This is a genomic window from Polyangium fumosum (genome assembly GCF_005144585.1).
In the GTDB taxonomy this organism is placed as follows: Bacteria; Myxococcota_A; Polyangia; order Polyangiales; family Polyangiaceae; genus Polyangium; species Polyangium fumosum.
In genome coordinates this window covers 66239-80666 of sequence record NZ_SSMQ01000001.1, presented here as the reverse complement: position 1 = coordinate 80666, position 14428 = coordinate 66239, and the positions used below count along the sequence as shown (strand labels likewise).

The following is a 14428-nucleotide window of genomic DNA, read 5'->3' as shown; positions in this document are numbered from 1 at the left end:
GAACATCAGATTTGTGCCCAAAGCTTCGATGTCCCGGACGACGGCGGCCGTTGTGGACCGCCTGGGCCTCCTGTAACGTCCGCGCGCGTTTGACCCCGGAAAACGGGGTTCCAGGAGAAACCGCGCCTATGTCGTCCCGTCGTCCGCGTCCCTCGATGCTCGTGACCCTCGTCCCGGCCGTGCTCGGCCTTTGCTTGGCGGCCGCTGGATGCGGCGGCGGCGGCGCGGCCGCCTCGGACCCGAAGACAGGCGAGGAGGCCACGGCGGGCGAATCGAAGCCCGCGGGTGAATCGAAGCCCGCGGACGCGGCGGCGGCGCCGGCCGGGGATGTGGCGACGGCGGAGGAAAAGCCCGCCGCGGCTACAGGGAAAAAAGAAAAATTCGCGCTGCCGAACGTGGACATCACGACCGGGGAGGAGCGGGAGACGCTGACGCTCGCGGGCAAGGAGCTCGTGGCGGAGGCGTGCCTGCTCGACACGTCGGCGCCAGAGCTGCGGCACGAGTGGTTCAGCCAGGCGATCCGGTCGATGGCGCTCGCTCCCGATGGCGCGCTCATCGTGCTCGATCACGAAAAGAAGGTGCGGCGGTACGTGGTGCAGCCGGGCGAGCGATGCAAGCTCGGGCTGGATCCGGCCTTCGGCAAGGGCGGCGTGCTCGCGTTCCCCGGCGAGCTCGACGATGCGATCGAAGTGCTCGACGACGGCACGATCGTGGGCTTCGAATTCCAGAAGACCCACAAGTACAAGGACGGGAAGTTCGAGACGCTCGATTGCTCGCTGAAGAGCATCGACGCAAACGGCAAGCGGGGCTGGAAGTCGTTCGCGGACGAGGTCGAGAGCGTCGACCTCATGGCCGAGTGCAAGGCGACGCCGTGGAAATACACGGGCTGGCCGAGCGGCAAAGACAGCAAGGACAAGCCGAACGTGCAGTTCGTGCGCTCGTGGGGGAAGGACGTGGTGATGGCCGCGTCGGTCGACAGCACGCATTACGTGGCGATCCACGGGGCGGACGGGAAAAAGAAGCTCACGCTCGGCAAGAGCAGCAAGGACACGAAGGACGACGGCGAGAACATCTGCTGGGCGCGCGACGCGGACGCGTGCGCCGGCGGGATTTGCGTAGTCGACTCGAATTGCCGTGACCTCGCGGTGTGGGACACGAAGGGCAAGTACGTGGGGGTCGTCGACATCAACAGGCTGCTCGGCGTGGAGTATTCGTGGCCGGTGGACCTCGTGATGGCGAAGGGCGGCGTCGCGTACATGGCCGCGTCGCACAAGGAGAAGGCGCCCGAGAACCCGCCGAAGGACTACGAGGCGAAGAGCCTGGGGCTGATCTTCCGGATCAAGGGGCTGAACTGACGAAGCGCCCGCCCGCGGGGGGGAGCGACAATCGGGCGAGGGGGTGCTCGGCATAGGAGCGGCCCTCGTCCGTGCTGTCGACATCCAGCCGGAAGTCGTAGTTCTTGAAGGAAAAACGGCGCGGGTGGACGCGGAGGACGGCGCCGCTCGGGGCGCGGTGGATGGACGTGACGCTGTAGGCGTGGCCATGGGGGATGTCGCGCTCGCGTCCGCCATACACCGCGCCTGCAAGGATGCGAAGCGCGTCGGCGCCGCCGCCCGTGACGATTCGCTCGCTCTTCGCGTCGTGGACGTGGCCGGCAAGATAGGCGTGGGCGCGGCTCCCGAGGAATCGGGCGAGGTCGCGCTGCTCGGCGAGCCAATCGTCTTCGAGCGGGTGATGGCCGAGGACGAGGACGAGCTCGCGCTCGCGCGCGGCGTCGTTGAGGAGCGCGCGCTGGCGCTGGCCGAGGCGTAACTTGCGCGCGTCGTCGTCGCCGGCGGCGAGGAGCGAGGTGTTCACGCCAAGGAGGCGGAGGGACAAACCGTCGCGGGTGGCCTCGGTGCAAGACCAGAAGAGGTCCCGGCAGGCGGGCGCGAAGGCGGCGGCGAAATCGAGGTAGGCGGCCTGGCGGCGGCGGAGGAGGTCGAGGTCGCCTGCATTTTCGAGGGCGTCGTCGAGGTCGTCGTCGCCGCTGCGGAGGCCGCGGAGGAGGCGTTTGACGGTGCGGTCGGCGTCCATGCCGCGATCGACGTCGTGGTTGCCGGGGACGACGAAGATACGGTCTTTGGTGAGGCCGAGCCGCTGGGCGACGTCGAGCAGCCATTTCGAGGCCTCGGCGTATTGATCGGGCTTGCCGCTCCAGGCGATGTCGCCGGTGACGAGAATGGCGTCCGGGCACGGGAGGTTTTGGCGCGCGAGGGCGGAGAGGTCGTCGCGGAGGATCGAGAGGATCTGCGATTGGTTGTGGCGGTCGCCGGCGCCCGGGAGGCCAAAATGCAGGTCGGAGAGGTGCAGCCACGTGAAGAGCGGCGCGGCCTCGGGCGCGGGCGCAGAGGCGGATACGGACGCGGACGCAGGAGCGGAGGCGGGCGCGGCGGCGGCGGGCGCGGAGGCCGGGGGCGCGGGCATGGATCCGAGGACGCGGAGGGCGGCGATCGTTTCGGCGCCGGCCTCGTCGAGCAGGGATTTCCACGCGGGACAGGTGGCCACGAGGTCGAAGCCGGTCATGAGGGACGCGTAATCGGCGTGGGCGAGGGCGAGGGCGCCGAGGGGGCCGTCGAGGCGGCCGTGGTGCTGGCGAATGAGCTTGGCATGCTCGTCCCAGGCGAAGGCGACCCAGAAGGCATCGACGGGGTTCTGATCGAGCCACGTCTCCCAGGCCTCGTCCGAGGATTTTTCGTCGGATTGCTGGACGTGGAGGTGCCGGCTCAAGGCGAACAGCCATTCGTTCGCCGCGATCGTGCCCACGTCAGCGAGGAGCACGGGCAACGCGAGGGGGTTTTTCAGGTCGAACGTGAGGTTCGGCAGGCGGGCCTCGGCGTGAATGCCGAGCCTCGGGCGGTGGATGTAGATGAGCCACCAGAAATCGTCCTGTTCGAGGACGCGGGCGACATGGGACTCCTCGCCGAGGGCCTGATCCCAAAGGGCTTCCCAGTCGAGCGCGCTGGCCAAGGTGTCGGGGTTTCCGAAGACCGCGGCATATCGACGGCGCTCGGGCGCGGGCACGAGGTCGCGCACGAAATCGCGGCCGAGGGCGGGGCCAAAGGCGCGCAGGAAGGCGCGGCCGAGCGAACGGAAGAAGTCACGCAGGAAGTTCTGCGCGAAGGCGCGGCCGAAGGAGCGGAGGATGTCGCTGCGGAGGTCGCGGCCGAGGGACTGGACGAATTCGCGGACGAACGTGGGCTTGGGGTTGCCGGTGAAGGAGCGCGGGAAGCTCCAGGCGAACGTGCGGACGACGGTGCGGACGAAGGCGACGGCAATGTCGTGGACCGTGTCCTCGGGAATGGGCTCGCCCTCGGAGAAGGTGGCGAGCGCGTCCTGGTTGAATCGCACCAACCGGTCGATGATGGGGGCCTCGACGAGGTCGGCGTTGCCCATGCGATCCCGGGCGAGCTTCGGGTGGCGGAGGGTGGTGGTGATCGGCGCGGGTTGCGGGAGCGCCGCGAGGGCCTGCGGGATGTTCCGGAAGGCGAGCGGCGCGGTGAGGGTATGCGTCCAGTCGGAGAGGCGCCAGCCGTAGGGGGATTGCAGGAGGAAATGGACGCGCTCGGGGTAATGTTCGGTGTAAGCGAGGCGCGAGCCGATTTCGGCGCGGATGCGGTCGCGGAGCCAGCGCGCGGCGCCGAGGAAGGGGGCCTCGGAGGGGACGGGGCTCTCGGAGAGGCCGGTGAGCCAGCCGAGGGTCGTGCGGTAGACGGCCGTGCCGCCGAGCGCGGCGAGGGCCGTGGCCCAATGGTCGACGGTGGAACGCTCGTCGACGATGGTGCCGAGCGCAGGTTCGTCGCGGAACACGACGAGGTCGGGCAAGAGCTCGGCGAGGTCGGGGCGGGCGCGAATTCGATCGGCGACGCCGGGGAGGTCGCCGAGGAGCTTGCCTTCGAGGTGGACGGCGGCGAGGGCTTCGGCGGACGTGCCTTTCTCCTGGAGATCGGCGCAGGCGGCGCGAAGCTCGGTCCGGAGGTCGGAATCGCCGAACTCGCAGATGTCGTCGAGGACCGCAAAGATATCGCCCGAGAAGGCGGGTTTTTGCGCCCAGCGGGAGAGGATGACGGAGAGGATGACGCGCCGGTCGCGCTCGCGGGAGACGAGGCCGTCACGAATGGCGCGGCCGAGCGTGAGCCAGCCCGGGTGCTCGGGTGTCTTGGCGAGCGCGTCGACGATTTCCCCGAGGAGATCACGGACGAGCTTGCGCCGGCGTTCGCCGCGTTTTTTCGCGAGGACGAACCAGCGCAAAAGGAGGACTTCTTCCCAGGCCCCGTCGCCGAGGTGTTCCCGGACGAACTGGACCTCGTCGTCGTCGTCGACGTCGAAGCTGCCGGCGTAGGCGGCGAGGTATTCCTGGAGGGTGAGGTGCAAAAAGGAGAGCTTGCCGCCGCCGCGGTCGACGAGGAGGCCGACGCGGTCGCAGGCGAAATCGATAAAATCGCGCATCTCCGCGTGGGCGGCCTCGTGGGAGAGGGCGCGCTCTTCGTCCTCGGCGCGCTCGCGGTGGAGCTGGGTCAGGAAATCGAGGGCGTCGTCCCGCGAGAAGAGGCCACGGACGCTGTAGGCGTCGCCAGGCGCGCGGGATTGGACGTGGAGCGCGAGTTTTTCCAGGTATGCGCGTGGCAGCTCGGTGGGGAGGGCGCGGCGCTCGAAGGCGTGTTTTTCCGGGCGCTCCTTGGCGTCGAGCCAGGTGCGGAGGAGCATGTCGACGCATTTTTCGTAGAGCTCGCCGCGCTCCTGGGGCAAATGGCCGAGGAAGCGGTGGACGAAGGCCATGAGCGTGAGCAGGAGCGGGTTCGTGGCGAGGGCGCGGACCTGCGAGGTGCGGAAGACGGCGCGGCGGAGGGAGGATTGCTGGCTCTCGCGGAGGCGATCGTTTTCCCGGATCTGGATGCGGTACCAGCGCTCGATGAAATGGGCGATGTCCTCGTCGGCGAGGGGGCCGATGCGGAGGTGCTCGAATTCGCCCCGCGGGAGCGCGATGTCCGCCGTGTAGCCGTGAATGCGGGAGGTGACCCAGACGGGGCAACGAGGGTAGGCGGCGCGGAATTCACGGACGGCCTTGGCGACGCGGCTCCGGGTGGTGGAGGCGCCGACCTCGTCGAGGCCGTCGAGCAGGACGAGGGCCTCGCCCATGCGCAAGGTGGCCTCGAAGAAGGCGGGATGCGCATTCGGGAGAGAATGGTCCGAGCGGGCGCGCGCGGCGAGGAAATCAACGAGCGTCAGCTCGTTCTTGTGGATTTCGATGGCGTATTCGCGCAGGGAGACGAAAAACGGAATGCGCCGCTGCGAGGGCCGATACCCTTCGAGGGTGACGCCCGGATCCGAATGAAGGAGCGAGAGGAACGCGAGGAGCGTGGTCTTCCCCATGCCGGGATCGCCGAGGATGAGGGCCGAGCTGCCATACTGGAGGAGGCCCGCCAGCGTGGGCTTTTTCTGGTCGCGATCGTCGGTGATGAACCGGGTGGGGACGAAGAGATCGGCGAGGCGAATGTCGCCGCGGGCGTCCTTCTGGCGGAGGGCATCCGGGGGAAACCCGAGCAAGCTGACGTGCTCGAACGCGCGGGCTATTTTCTCGCGATAAAGGCGGCCGAAGGCGTGGAAGTCGAAGCCATCGTAGCCGGGGAGCAGGGCGCGCGCCTCGGCGGATTCGGGGTAATACCGAGCGAAGAGGGCGGGGACGAGGCGCAGGAGCTTGACGAGCTCGGGCGTCGACCAATGGCGGACGGCGTCGGCCTCATAAAGCGAGATGGAATAGGCCTCGGAATGCGTGGGGTGCGCCTCGACGACATAATGCGCCTGCGGATCGAACCCCTCGCGCTGCGCCCAGGCCGAGACGAGCTCGTCGGAGAGGACCTCGAGCTCCCGCGCGCCCTCGTTCCCCGGCGAGAGCCGCTCCACGAGCGGCGCGAGCTCCACGGCCGCCGTCGCCCCCGGCAGCGTCCCCGCAAACAACGCAACGTCGTCCCGATCCATGGATCCGCCCTCCCCCGAGGACGAATCCTAGCCCACGATCGGGAACATCTCCACGAGCGGCGCCCGCGCCTTGCTCGCCGCCGCGACGATGTCCTTCGTCGAGGCCGCCGCAGAGAGCCGTACGCTCATCCGCAATGGTCCGCCCGTGACCTCGATCCCGCGCGCGAGCAATTCCTCCCGGAAAGGTCCAGGGTTCTTGCGGATCGTGACGCCATACACGCGGACGCCGGCAAACAACGTCTCGGGCGCGCCTTCGAGGACGAGCGCGCCGCCCGCGAAGACGAGGACGTCGGTGGCCCCGCGCGCGAGGTCGCCCTCCGGCGTGCCCGGATCGAGGCGCTCAGCCGAAAGAAGGGCGCCGCGGCCGTCGGTCGCGCGCGCAAGAGCGTTCATGACGAACGCAGCCCCCGGGCCGTCGAGGCCCGCGAGCGGCGCTTCGAGGACGAGGACCGGAGGATCGGCGACGAGGGCGTGCGCAAGGACGAGCGCGCGGCGCGTCGGGAGCTCGAGGGTGTCGACCGTGCGGCGAAGGAAGGCCGAGAGGCCCACACGTTCGAGCGCAGAGGCCGCGAGGTCACGCGCCGCGCGGGGAGAGAAACCGGCGAGGCGCGCGCTCCAGGTGACGTAGTCGTGCGAGGTCGTGCCCTTGGGCAAGGGCGGGTCGAGCGGGGCGATGCCGGCGGCGTCGAGGTGCGCGCGCGTGGCGACGTCGAAGCCGGCGACGTGCAAGGTGCCCGCAGCGAGCGAGGCTTCGCCCGGCATGGCCGCGTCGTCGTGCGAGGGCGCGCGCGAGCGGAGCGGGACGGCCGTGAGCGCCGCGAAGAGCGCCTCGGCCTCGCCGGTGCAGAGGACCCGATCGCCGCGCGCGCGGACCGTGAGGCGATCGATCGCGACGACGTCGTCGATCGTGATGCGAGCGTCCTCGGCATGAAGGACGGGCGGAGGCGCGGCGTCGCTCACGGGAGTTCGTCGTCCACGGTCGCCGGAGCGCCGCCGAAGGAGACGTCGCCGACGAGGTCGAGGCGCGCGAGCGGCTTCGTCCCGTCATAGACCATGAAGGGCGCGAGGCCCCGCGCGAGGTCGAGCAAGGCCGGGGGAATGACGATCGGCACGGCCCCCGCTTGCGGCATGATCGCGGCGATGCCGGCGAGCTTGGCGAGCGCGAGCAGGACGTTGTCGTCGTCCTCGGGGAACTCGACGAGCGGCGCGTCGCGCGGGAGCTCGGCGCGGGAGCGGACGTCGTCGAGCGCCTCGCGGAGGCCGCCGATGCGATCGACGAGCTTGCGTTCGAGCGCCTGCTGGCCGGTCCAGACGCGGCCACGCGCGACGGCGTCGACGTCCTCGGGCTTCATTTTGCGGCCCTCGGCGACACGCGCGATGAAGAGGTCGTAGAACTGTTTGACCTTCACGCCGAGCTCGATGCGCTCTTCCTCGGTGAAGGGTCGATAGAGGCTCTCGGCGTCCGCGCGGGGTGCAGAGCGGAACTGTTCGAGGCCGACGCCGAGCTTGCCGAGGAGGCCGACGAGGTCGACCTTGCCGTAGAAGATGCCGATCGAGCCGGTGATCGTGGCGCGGTTCGCGAAGATCGGTCCCCCCGCGACGGCGGCGTAATACCCGCCGCTCGCCGCGGCCGTGCCCATGGAGACGGCGAAGGGCTTGGCCTTCGCGGTGAGGATGGCCTCGCGAAGAATGACGTCGGCCGCGAGGGAGGAGCCGCCGCCGGTCTCGATGCGGAAGACGACGGCCTTCACGCTCGCGTCCTCGCGCGCGCGCTTGAGCGCCTTCGCGATGGTGTACGAGCCGGCGAGGCGAACGCCGACGAACGGGATCGTCTGGCTCTCGCCGTCGACCATGTCGCCCGAGAGATAGACGACCGCGATCTTCGAGGGCGTGCCCCACCAGGTGGGCGCATTCGAGGGCGTGGCGTCGTCGATGATGCGCGCGCGACCGCCCATCATCTCCTCGACGACCTCGTCGATCTCGTCGTCGTACGCGAGGACGTCGACGAGGCCGCCACTCCGCGCCTCGGGCGCGACGAAGGGGCCCTTCGCGATGGTCTTGCGCAGCGTGGAGACCGGCATCCTCCGGCCGCCGCCGACATCGTGCATGTAGATGCCTTCGAGCTGCATCAGGAGGTCCTTGTGGTCCTGGCGCCCGATCTCGGAGGACTCCTTGCGCGTGAACTGCTCGGCCGCGAGCTTGTGCTCGGCGACGCGGACGAAGTCAGCGCGGACGCCGAGTTTGTCGAGGACACCGCCGTAATACATGTACTGCGAGGAGAGGCCCGCGAAGCGCAGGCCGCCGGCCGGGTTCATGGCGATGCGGTCGGCCTGCGCGCAGACGTGGAGCGATCGGCCGCCCGCGTCTTCGAGGTGGCAAAGGACCTTCTTGCCGCTCGCGCGAAGCAAGCGGATCGCATCGCCGACCTCCTCGGCGTGCGCGAGCGAGCTCGCAGGCTCGGCGCGGAGCTGGAGGACGACGCCGTCGACGTTGCGATCCTCGGCGAGCCGCCAGAGGCGCCGGAGGAGCTGGACGTGCTTGCGGACGCCGGGTGTGCCGTCGAGGCGGATGCGCGCGACGCGCTTGGGCAAGGGCAAGCCCGGCTCGCGGTAGGAGCGCAGCGCGGCCGTCGCGTAATAACCGACGTCGCCGCCGCCGAAGATCGCTCCGCCGCCGGCCTGGAGCATCGCGAGGTTCACGTCGAGGCCGACCATCGCGGTGACGTCGGGGCTCGCAGCGAGGTCACGCACGGAGACTTCACCGCGCAAACGGCCGACGTGCGGGACGTCGAGGCCAAGCGTGGCGCGCGGCGTGACGTCACCGGTGCGCTCGTGGATCGAGGCTTCGAGGCCGAGCTCGGCGTACCTGCGTCCCCAGAAGGGGCGAAACGCGAAGCCGACGTCGTACCGGCGATCGGCGTTCGTGGTCCAGTCGCGCGCGACGGCGGAGGCCGAGAACCAGGTGAAGGGGCGGATCGTGAGGCCGGTCGTCACGCCAAACTGCTCGTCGAGGTCCCGCCGCTCGGCGTAGGACCAGCCGAACGTGGTGCCGATCGAGACCATGTCGCCGAGGCTCGTCGCGAGCGCCCAGCGCAGCCATCGTTGCGAGGCCGATGCGCCGATGGGCGTCGTGACGTCGAGAAGATCGACGCGTAGGCCCGTGGACAAACCGAGGATCGGGAGGCCGAGATCAAAGGCATGCCCGTTCGTCGTGCCCGCGCCCGCGCCGGCCTGCGCCATGGTCCAGCGCAGCTCCGCGCCGGGCAAAAACGCGAGGTTCGCCGGGTTGTACGCGATGCTCGAGGCATCGTCGCCGGCCGCGACGGGGCGGCCTGGCGCGGGGACGTACGCGCTTTGCGCGTGGAGATCCGAGGAGGGCGTGGTGAGCGCGGCGAGGGCGAGGCCCCCGAGGGCCAGGGCGGAGAGCTTCTTCATAAGGTCGAGAGCTTGCGCAACGTCTCGGCCTCGGCGTCGTAGATCTTGCGGATCTCGACCAAGGCCATGCGGCCGGCGAGCGACGAGAGTACGCCAGCCTTGATCTCGATGTCGCCCTCGACGGTCCTGCGCGCGCGTCCCTCGGGCGCCGGTTCGAGGCGGCAGGTGCCCGAAGCGCTGAAATACTTGCGGAATTGCTCGCGCGGGGCGACGGACCAGGAGGCGACGTGATTGCCGAGCCGATAGACGCAGCGCTCTTCCCAGGAGAGGGCCTCGCGGGCGATGTCGTAGCCGCGAAACATGGCGAGCGGCGCGTTCGCCTGGAACCGAAGGACGCGGCGCAGCTCGCCGTTCGCGATGACGTGCTCGATCGTCTCGACCGAGGCGACGCTCGTGGTCGCGAGGAAGGGGGCCATCATCAAGCCGATGTCGGGCGAGAGGACGGCGAGCTCCAGGGCATCGAGGGGTACGTCGAACTCATGCGTGATCTCGAAGTGCAAATCCGTAGCTCCCTTGCGCGATCCGTACCGGTTTAACGATCCCCTCACCCCCGTGAAACGATGCGCTCCCCCCATCCCCTCGCCCTCACGGGAAAGGGGAGAAGAAGGGTGGAGCCCTTCGATTACGCAAGAATCCCTCGGGCCCGGAGCGCGGCCTCGATCTCGGGCCTGCGCCGCTCGAGCTCGGGTACGTCCTTCACGGGCAAGAAGCGCGACGCGGCCCCATCGCGCGGGACGCGGAGGAACTGCGGATCGAGCGCGGTCGTGATCTCGTTGACGATGCGCTCGAACTGAACCGCCTTCGCCTCGCCGACCTTCTTGTCGACCTCGACGTACGTCCACTTCAGGTCGAGCGAGGCGAGCGCCTGCGCCGAGACGAGGAAGGTGTTCGTGCTGAAGACGGGCATCTGCGCCGGGTCGAAGCCGAGCGGGAGGCGCATCTCCTCGGCGATGATCTTCCGGCCGTTCCAGCGAATCGGGCCGCCGCCCTTGTCGCTGCCGACCTTGTTCACGACCTCGACGGTGAGCGGGCCGCCGTGCGCGAGGTGAAAGCCGAGGATCGCCGGATCGACGGTTGCGCCGAGGTTGTCGAGGTTCGCGATCCACACGGTCTTGCCCCCTCGTTGGATGAAGCGGTCGAGAAGTCCGCTCGCGCGGAGCGCGTCGGGCAGGTCGCCGTGGCCGGTCGCGTAGACGCTCGGCTCGCCGTGTTCGTCCCGGAAGATCGTCCCCTCGTGCGTGAGGCGGAGCGAGACGAACTGCTCGAACGTGGCGACGTCGCCCTTGTCGAGCCGGCCGCCGAGCGCGGCGCGGATCGGGCCTTCGGTGGCCTCGCTCGTCATGAGCCAGAGCGGGCAGGTCGCGCCCGCCCGGCGCGCGAGGGCCTCCATCTCGGCGAGGCGCAGATCGAGGAACGTCGTTCCAGGCAGAGCCTCGACGAGCGCCTTGACGACGCCGCCCATGCGCGTCGCCATGCCGCCGGCGAGCACACAAAGCGCGACCTCGCCCCGCGCGAGCGCCTCGCGGCCGAGCGCCTCGAAGCGCGCATGCTCCGGGCTGCCCGGCGCGGGTGTGTCGACGACGTCCCCCGCGGCGGGGGGAAGCACTTCACCCGCGTAACGATTTCGTTTGTCGCGATCCTGGCCGATCGTGGCGGCCCACGCGGCGAGACGGTCGGGATCGAAGCCACGCGCGCGGAGGCGAGCGAGCAGGGCCGGCGGGAGAGCAGCGATCTCTTCGACGAGCGTCACATAAGCGGAGAAAGCACGGCGCTGGTGTCGAAGCAACCCATCGCGGCCACGGCTAGCCGTCAGGGTTTTGCGTGGCCGGCCGTGGGGACTCCCACCGCCCTGGAATCCATACGTATTGGACACCGTCGTCGTGCCAGGCGCCCGGAATCCAGAGCATGCCCGGCGCAGGCGGCGCCGTCTTGACCTCCGGCAGGGGCGGAGGCGCGCCCTGTCCCCGCGCCGGGGTCTCGGGTGTGCCGGCGACACACGCCGCGAGGAAGGAGCTCAAGAGGAGGCTGAGCAAGCGGGCTGTTCGATTCATCCGTGAAGCACCATCGCCCACACGTCGTAGAGGGCGTGCGTCCAGACCGCAGGCGCGAAGCCGCGGAACACGTAGATCGCCGTGAGGACCAGGCCGCAGACGGCGCGGAAGACGAACGATTGGACGTCCCACGAGTCGCCGAGCGACCCCACGTAATGCCAGGCCGAGAACGCGACCGCCGCGACGCCGGCCCAGAGGAGCGTGAGCACGAGGCGGCGGATCCCCGGGCCGAAGATCGCCTTCACGACGAGCGCGCCGAGGCCGAAGATCCCGGCGCGGAAGGCGATCTCCTCGTAGAAGCCGGCGCCCATCGACATGACGACGCCCGAGAAGACGCCACGCGTCTCGACGCTCGGCCCGAGCGTGAGTGAACCGACGATGTACGAGGCCGCGAACCGCATGAGGATCGCGTAGAGCGTGCCTTCGAGGGCGATGAGCGCGAAGCGCTTGCCTTCGAGCGCGCGCTTCTGCCCCGTGGCGGCGAGGACGACGACGAACGCGATGCCGATCGCGACCGTGAGCCCCGCATACGTGGGCAGGCTGTTTTTCGCGAGCGCCGAGAGCTCGGCCGTGACGGGATCGGCGGCGTTCCGTACGGGGAGGAAGACGACGCCGAGGTGGTAGAGGAGAAAGATGGGGAGCGTCAGGCCGAGGTCGGTCCAGGCGTCGCTTTTCTCCGGGACTTTGCCCGGTTCTTCCTTCGCCTTCGCCTCGTCCGCCATCAGGAGGGCCTCAGCCGGTAGACGATGAACACGACCTCGGCGACCCAGAGCATGATGTTCATCATGAAGGGGACGTCGCGCAGGATCTCCTGCGTGGGGCTCTCGGCCTTGGGGCGGCTCACGACGAGCTGGAGGAAGCGCACGACGCCGAAGAGCGGATGAATCGTGGTGGCCCAGAGCCAGGGGTTCTGGAAGAAGCGCTGGGTGTCGTGGTCGAGCGTGTACGCGAGGTACGTGCCGATCGTGGCGATGCCCGTGATCGCGAGCGCGACGGTGAGCGCCTGCGGCGAGTAGGCCTCCAGCGCGGCGCGCTGCTTGCCGGCGTTCGCGGCCGACGCGAGCTCGTGGCGGCGCTTGCCGAAGCCGAGGAAGAGCGCGAGGAGCGCGGTGCACCCGACCATGAAGCCGGAGATCGGCGTGTTCGTCGCGAAGCCGCCGGCGAGGACGCGCAGGACGAACCCGAGGGCGATGAGGCCGACGTCGACGTACGCGATCTTCTTCAGGCCGAAGGAGTACGCGACGTTCTGCGCGAAGTACGCGAGCGCGACGATGAAGAACTTGATCGGCCCGAGCAGCGCGCCGCCGAGCGCGGTGAGGACGAGCGCGACGGCCATCGTCTTGGCGACCGAGACCGGGACCTGGCCGCTCGCGATCGGCCGGAATCGCTTCACCGGGTGCACCCGGTCGGCCTTGGCGTCCACGATGTCGTTCATCGTGTAGACCGCGCCGGCGAGGAGGCAAAACACGCCAAACGCGCCGATCGCGCTCTTGATGATCGACGGGTGCGTGAGGTGCTTGGCGAAGACGACCGGCGCCAGGACGAAGAGGTTCTTCACCCACTGGCTCGGTCGGACCGTGCGGATCATCCCGCGGACACGCCAGAGGACGCTGCCCTGTTTCGAGGGCGGAATGAGCGGTGTCGGCTCCGAGAGCGGCGCGCTCGTCCCGGATACCTCCAGGGCGGCGCCGCCCGGAGCCGGGGTCAAAGCGAGCGCGTCGGCCTCCGCGGAGGAGGCGTTCCGACGCTCGTCGTCATCGTTCGAAGGGGCCCGAGAAGGACCGGGGACGGCCACGACGGCGGAGCATACATGCGGCCCGGGGGTCGGGCCACACGAGTGCGGAAAGGAAGCCCGGCAGGGGGCGAGAGCCGGGAAGGACGGCCGCCTCGGTACCCCGTGCTTCAGAAATCAGGAGGTTACCGCGGGCGCCTCCGATGATCGTGCTAGCATCAGCCCCAATGACGTCGGCGCTCTCGATCGCGCGGGAAACGACGCCCGTGCTCCAGGAGCTCCGCTCCGCGGTGGAGCAGGCCCTCGAAGGAAAGCCGGAAGCCGTCGAGCTCGCGCTCATCGCGCTGCTCGGGCGCGGCCATGTGCTGATCGAGGATGTGCCCGGCGTCGGCAAGACGACGCTGGCGCGCGCCCTCGCGAAGGCCGTGGGCGGCGAGCTCCGGCGTGTGCAGTTCACGAGCGACCTTCTGCCGAGCGACGTGCTCGGCGTGAGCGTCTTCGATCAGCGCACCGGGCAGTTCGTCTTCCGGCAAGGCCCGATCTTCGCGAACATCCTGCTCGCCGACGAGATCAACCGCGCGAGCCCTCGGACGCAGTCGGCGATGCTCGAAGCGATGAACGAGGGGCAGGTGTCGGTCGACGGCGTGACGACGCCGCTCCCCGATCCGTTCTTCGTGCTCGCCACGCAAAACCCGCAGGACTTCGCAGGCACCTTCCCGCTGCCGGAGTCGCAGCTCGACCGGTTCATGGTGCGCATCCGGCTCGGTTATCCGCCGCCGCACGTGGAGATGCGCCTCTTGCTCCAGAGCGGCGACGGCGACCGGATCAAGGCCGTGCCGCAGGTGCTCGAACCTTCGGCGCTCGTCGCGCTCCAGCGCGAGGTGGATCGGGTGGAGCTCGACGCGTCGCTCGCGACGTACCTGCAAGCCGTGCTGTCGGCGACGCGCACGAACCCGACGCTCTCGCTCGGCGCCTCGCCCCGCGCCGGGATGAACCTCGCCCGCGCCGCGCGGAGCCGCGCAGTTCTGCACGGACGAACCTACTGCATCGCCGACGACATCCACGACCTCGCGGTGCCCGTGCTCGCGCACCGGATCCGCCTCGCCGCGCACGCCGAGGGCTACATGCCGAGCCGCGACGAGTGCGAGAACGCGGTGCGGGACATCGTCGCGCGGGTGCCGGTCCCGCTCTGA

General features: G+C 69.5%; 10 protein-coding genes. 2 read left to right on the top strand and 8 right to left on the bottom strand.

Features of this window, described 5'->3' with window-relative positions; translation table 11 throughout:
- Nucleotides 1-128: 128 nt before the first annotated feature.
- Nucleotides 129-1355 carry a hypothetical protein gene (locus E8A74_RS00310; protein ID WP_136926853.1) on the top strand — a complete coding sequence of 409 codons (1227 nt, stop codon included), beginning with the start codon at nt 129-131 and terminating at the stop codon, nt 1353-1355.
- Here E8A74_RS00310 and E8A74_RS00305 read toward each other — a convergent pair.
- The 8 genes from E8A74_RS00305 to E8A74_RS00270 form a co-directional block, all read right to left on the bottom strand.
- Complete coding sequence (locus E8A74_RS00305) at nt 1339-6018, bottom strand: metallophosphoesterase (protein ID WP_136926852.1); 4680 nt, start codon at nt 6016-6018, stop codon at nt 1339-1341. The genes E8A74_RS00310 and E8A74_RS00305 overlap by 17 nt on opposite strands.
- Before the next feature lie 27 nt (nt 6019-6045).
- Entirely contained in the window at nt 6046-6978 is a 933-nt protein-coding gene (locus E8A74_RS00300; protein WP_136926851.1) for a P-loop NTPase family protein, read from the bottom strand.
- Nucleotides 6975-9452 (bottom strand): signal peptide peptidase SppA, encoded by a 2478-nt coding sequence (sppA, locus tag E8A74_RS00295; protein WP_136926850.1) that lies wholly within the window; start codon nt 9450-9452, stop codon nt 6975-6977. The genes E8A74_RS00300 and sppA overlap by 4 nt, the downstream gene beginning before the upstream one ends.
- Complete coding sequence (locus tag E8A74_RS00290; RefSeq protein ID WP_136926849.1) at nt 9449-9952, bottom strand: SRPBCC family protein; 504 nt, start codon at nt 9950-9952, stop codon at nt 9449-9451. Before E8A74_RS00290 ends, sppA begins: the two co-directional genes overlap by 4 nt.
- A 122-nt stretch (nt 9953-10074) precedes the next feature.
- Complete coding sequence (locus E8A74_RS00285; protein ID WP_136926848.1) at nt 10075-11202, bottom strand: UTP--glucose-1-phosphate uridylyltransferase; 1128 nt, start codon at nt 11200-11202, stop codon at nt 10075-10077.
- A 52-nt stretch (nt 11203-11254) separates the two neighbouring features.
- The gene (locus E8A74_RS00280; protein ID WP_136926847.1) at nt 11255-11503 is read right to left on the bottom strand and encodes a YXWGXW repeat-containing protein; all 249 of its coding nucleotides are present in this window, start codon (nt 11501-11503) and stop codon (nt 11255-11257) included.
- On the bottom strand, nt 11500-12225 hold the full coding sequence (locus E8A74_RS00275; protein ID WP_136926846.1) for a CPBP family intramembrane glutamic endopeptidase: 726 nt from the start codon (nt 12223-12225) through the stop codon (nt 11500-11502). Before E8A74_RS00275 ends, E8A74_RS00280 begins: the two co-directional genes overlap by 4 nt.
- Entirely contained in the window at nt 12225-13298 is a 1074-nt protein-coding gene (locus tag E8A74_RS00270) for a decaprenyl-phosphate phosphoribosyltransferase (protein WP_232379294.1), read from the bottom strand. The genes E8A74_RS00275 and E8A74_RS00270 overlap by 1 nt, the downstream gene beginning before the upstream one ends.
- 164 nt (nt 13299-13462) lie before the next feature.
- Between E8A74_RS00270 and E8A74_RS00265 the strand changes: the two genes are divergently transcribed.
- Nucleotides 13463-14428 carry an AAA family ATPase gene (locus E8A74_RS00265; RefSeq protein WP_136926845.1) on the top strand — a complete coding sequence of 322 codons (966 nt, stop codon included), beginning with the start codon at nt 13463-13465 and terminating at the stop codon, nt 14426-14428.

Excerpts from the sequence above, each read along its gene's own strand:
- E8A74_RS00310 (WP_136926853.1), top strand. The coding sequence starts at position 129 with ATGTCGTCCCGTCGTCCGCGTCCCTCGATGCTCGTGACCCTCGTCCCG.
- E8A74_RS00305 (WP_136926852.1), bottom strand. The coding sequence starts at position 6,018 with ATGGATCGGGACGACGTTGCGTTGTTTGCGGGGACGCTGCCGGGGGCG.
- sppA (WP_136926850.1), bottom strand. The coding sequence starts at position 9,452 with ATGAAGAAGCTCTCCGCCCTGGCCCTCGGGGGCCTCGCCCTCGCCGCG.
- E8A74_RS00280 (WP_136926847.1), bottom strand. The coding sequence starts at position 11,503 with ATGAATCGAACAGCCCGCTTGCTCAGCCTCCTCTTGAGCTCCTTCCTC.
- E8A74_RS00275 (WP_136926846.1), bottom strand. The coding sequence starts at position 12,225 with ATGGCGGACGAGGCGAAGGCGAAGGAAGAACCGGGCAAAGTCCCGGAG.
- E8A74_RS00265 (WP_136926845.1), top strand. The coding sequence starts at position 13,463 with ATGACGTCGGCGCTCTCGATCGCGCGGGAAACGACGCCCGTGCTCCAG.